This is a genomic window from Donghicola mangrovi (genome assembly GCF_013377535.1).
Lineage (GTDB): Bacteria > Pseudomonadota > Alphaproteobacteria > Rhodobacterales > Rhodobacteraceae > Donghicola > Donghicola mangrovi.
Window position 1 is genome coordinate 2,501 of record NZ_JABCJE010000028.1, and the last position, 3,369, is coordinate 5,869.

The window sequence follows — 3,369 nt, forward strand, 5'->3', positions numbered from 1 at the left end:
GTGGCCGCACGAACCAGCGTGGCCTTGAGACTTTGCCAAGTCTTGCTCTTTCTGGATCAAATCAAGCGCGAGAAGGGCGTTTGGTGGATGCCTTGGCAGCAAGAGGCGATGAAGGACGTGATACTCTGCGATAAGTCATGGGGAGCCGAGAATAGGCTTTGATCCATGAATCTCCGAATGGGGCAACCCACCTGAATGTTTGTTATTGTTGGCTTCGGCCAGTCAATAACGAGCATAACCAGGTACTTTTAACCTGAATACATAGGGTTTTAAGAGCAAACCCGGGGAACTGAAACATCTAAGTACCCGGAGGAAAGGAAATCAATTGATACTCCCCTAGTAGCGGCGAGCGAACGGGGACCAGCCGAGCCAGATGAGTGACTAGAACACGTTGGGAAGCGTGGCCATAGTGGGTGATAGCCCCGTATAGGAAGCTCTGATGGACGTATTAAGTAGGGCGGGACACGTGAAATCCTGTCTGAAGATCGGAGGACCACCTTCGAAGGCTAAGTACTCCTTGCTGACCGATAGCGAACCAGTACCGTGAGGGAAAGGTGAAAAGCACCCCGACGAGGGGAGTGAAACAGTACCTGAAACCGGACGCCTACAATCAGTCGGAGGCTCCTCGAGAGCTGACGGCGTACCTTTTGTATAATGGGTCATCGACTTGGTCTAACTAGCAAGCTTAAGCCGTTAGGTGTAGGCGCAGCGAAAGCGAGTCTTAATAGGGCGCATGAGTTAGTTGGATCAGACCCGAAACCGAGTGATCTAGGCATGACCAGGATGAAGACAAGGTAACACTTGTTGGAGGTCCGAACCCACACCTGTTGAAAAAGGTCGGGATGAGTTGTGCCTAGGGGTGAAAGGCCAATCAAACTCGGAGATAGCTGGTTCTCCGCGAAATCTATTTAGGTAGAGCGTCATCCGAATACCCCGGGGGGTAGAGCACTGGATGGGTAATGGGGCCCCACAGGCTTACTGATCCTAACCAAACTCCGAATACCCGGGAGTACTAGATGGCAGACACACGGCGGGTGCTAACGCCCGTCGTGGAGAGGGAAACAACCCTGACCTCCAGCTAAGGCCCCTAATTCATGGCTAAGTGGGAAAGCAGGTGGGACGACCAAAACAACCAGGAGGTTGGCTTAGAAGCAGCCATCCTTTAAAGATAGCGTAACAGCTCACTGGTCTAATTAAGTTGTCCTGCGGCGAAGATGTAACGGGGCTCAAGCCATGAGCCGAAGCTGAGGACTGCATAGCAGTGGTAGCGGAGCGTAGTGTGACATAGCTTCATGCCTCTTTAGCCTTCTTACGAAGGCATTAGAGGCTCGAAGCTTTCGATGAAGCCGGGCTGTAAGGCATCCGGTGGAGAGATCACTAGCGAGAATGATGACATGAGTAGCGACAAAGAGTGTGAGAGACACTCTCGCCGAAAGTCCAAGGGTTCCTGCTTAAAGCTAATCTGAGCAGGGTAAGCCGGCCCCTAAGGCGAGGCCGAAAGGCGTAGTCGATGGGAACCAGGTTAATATTCCTGGGCCAGGAGGATGTGACGGATCTCGAAGATTGTTCGACCTTATCGGATTGGTCGGGCCGTTTAGAGGTCCCTGGAAATAGCCCTCCATGAGACCGTACCCGAAACCGACACAGGTGGACTGGTAGAGAATACCAAGGCGCTTGAGAGAACAACGTTGAAGGAACTCGGCAAAATACCTCCGTAAGTTCGCGAGAAGGAGGCCCAGTTTCTACGCAAGTATTGGCTGGGGGCACAAACCAGGGGGTGGCGACTGTTTACTAAAAACACAGGGCTCTGCGAAGTCGTAAGACGACGTATAGGGTCTGACGCCTGCCCGGTGCCTGAAGGTTAAAAGGAGGGGTGCAAGCTCTGAATTGAAGCCCAGGTAAACGGCGGCCGTAACTATAACGGTCCTAAGGTAGCGAAATTCCTTGTCGGGTAAGTTCCGACCTGCACGAATGGCGTAACGACTTCCCCGCTGTCTCCAACGTTGACTCAGCGAAATTGAATTGCCTGTCAAGATGCAGGCTTCCCGCGGTTAGACGGAAAGACCCCGTGCACCTTTACTACAGCTTCACACTGGCATCAGGCCAAGCATGTGCAGGATAGGTGGTAGGCTTCGAAGCAGGGACGCCAGTTCCTGTGGAGCCTCCCTTGAGATACCACCCTTGCTTTGCTTGATGTCTAACCGCGGTCCGTTATCCGGATCCGGGACCCTGTGTGGCGGGTAGTTTGACTGGGGCGGTCGCCTCCTAAAGAGTAACGGAGGCGCGCGAAGGTTGGCTCAGAGCGGTCGGACATCGCTCGTTGAGTGCAATGGCAGAAGCCAGCCTGACTGCGAGACTGACAAGTCGAGCAGAGTCGAAAGACGGCCATAGTGATCCGGTGGTCCCAAGTGGGAGGGCCATCGCTCAACGGATAAAAGGTACGCCGGGGATAACAGGCTGATACTGCCCAAGAGTCCATATCGACGGCAGTGTTTGGCACCTCGATGTCGGCTCATCTCATCCTGGGGCTGGAGCAGGTCCCAAGGGTATGGCTGTTCGCCATTTAAAGAGGTACGTGAGCTGGGTTTAGAACGTCGTGAGACAGTTCGGTCCCTATCTGCCGTGGGTGTAGGATACTTGAGAGGAGTTGCCCCTAGTACGAGAGGACCGGGGTGAACGATCCACTGGTGGACCTGTTGTTGCGCCAGCAGCAGTGCAGGGTAGCTATGATCGGACAGGATAACCGCTGAAGGCATCTAAGCGGGAAGCCCCCCTCAAAACAAGGTATCCCTGAGAGCCGTGGTAGACCACCACGTCGATAGGCCGGAGATGTAAGCGCAGTAATGCGTTCAGTTGACCGGTACTAATGGCTCGATAGGCTTGATTTGATCCAGTAAAAGCAAGACTTCTACTGAAAAATCAAAAGTCATACACACCAACAAACAGCGTACCTGACTTGGAAAAAACGAGATTTTATTCGGTTTGGTGGTCATAGCACGAGCAAAACACCCGGTCCCTTTCCGAACCCGGCCGTTAAGTGCCGTCGCGCCAATGGTACTGCGTCCTAAGACGTGGGAGAGTAGGTCACCGCCAAACCTAATAAAATCTCGAAAAATTTGATACCTCTCAAAACGATCAAAAAAAAATACCTCAGCAATCATCAATACGGTCCGCTGAGGACAAAGGCACTCACGTGCCAACCGGTCATAACGCCTTTTGGCAATGCACAACAAAACGTGCATAATGCCAATAAATCGGTCAAAATTGCACCCAATGCAATCGACCACAATGGCGCGGGATGGAGCAGCCCGGTAGCTCGTCAGGCTCATAACCTGAAGGTCGTAGGTTCAAATCCTACTCCCGCAACCA

At 52.9% G+C, this 3,369-nt stretch carries 1 tRNA gene and 2 rRNA genes; all 3 read left to right on the forward strand.

What is annotated here, in order from left to right:
* Positions 1 to 59 precede the first annotated feature (59 nt).
* Positions 60 to 2,888, forward strand: a 23S ribosomal RNA gene (locus HJ536_RS20535).
* Positions 2,889 to 2,981: 93 nt separating this feature from the next.
* Positions 2,982 to 3,096: ribosomal RNA gene (gene rrf, locus HJ536_RS20540) — 5S ribosomal RNA — on the forward strand.
* Between the two features lie 196 nt (positions 3,097 to 3,292).
* Positions 3,293 to 3,369, forward strand: a tRNA-Met gene (locus HJ536_RS20545).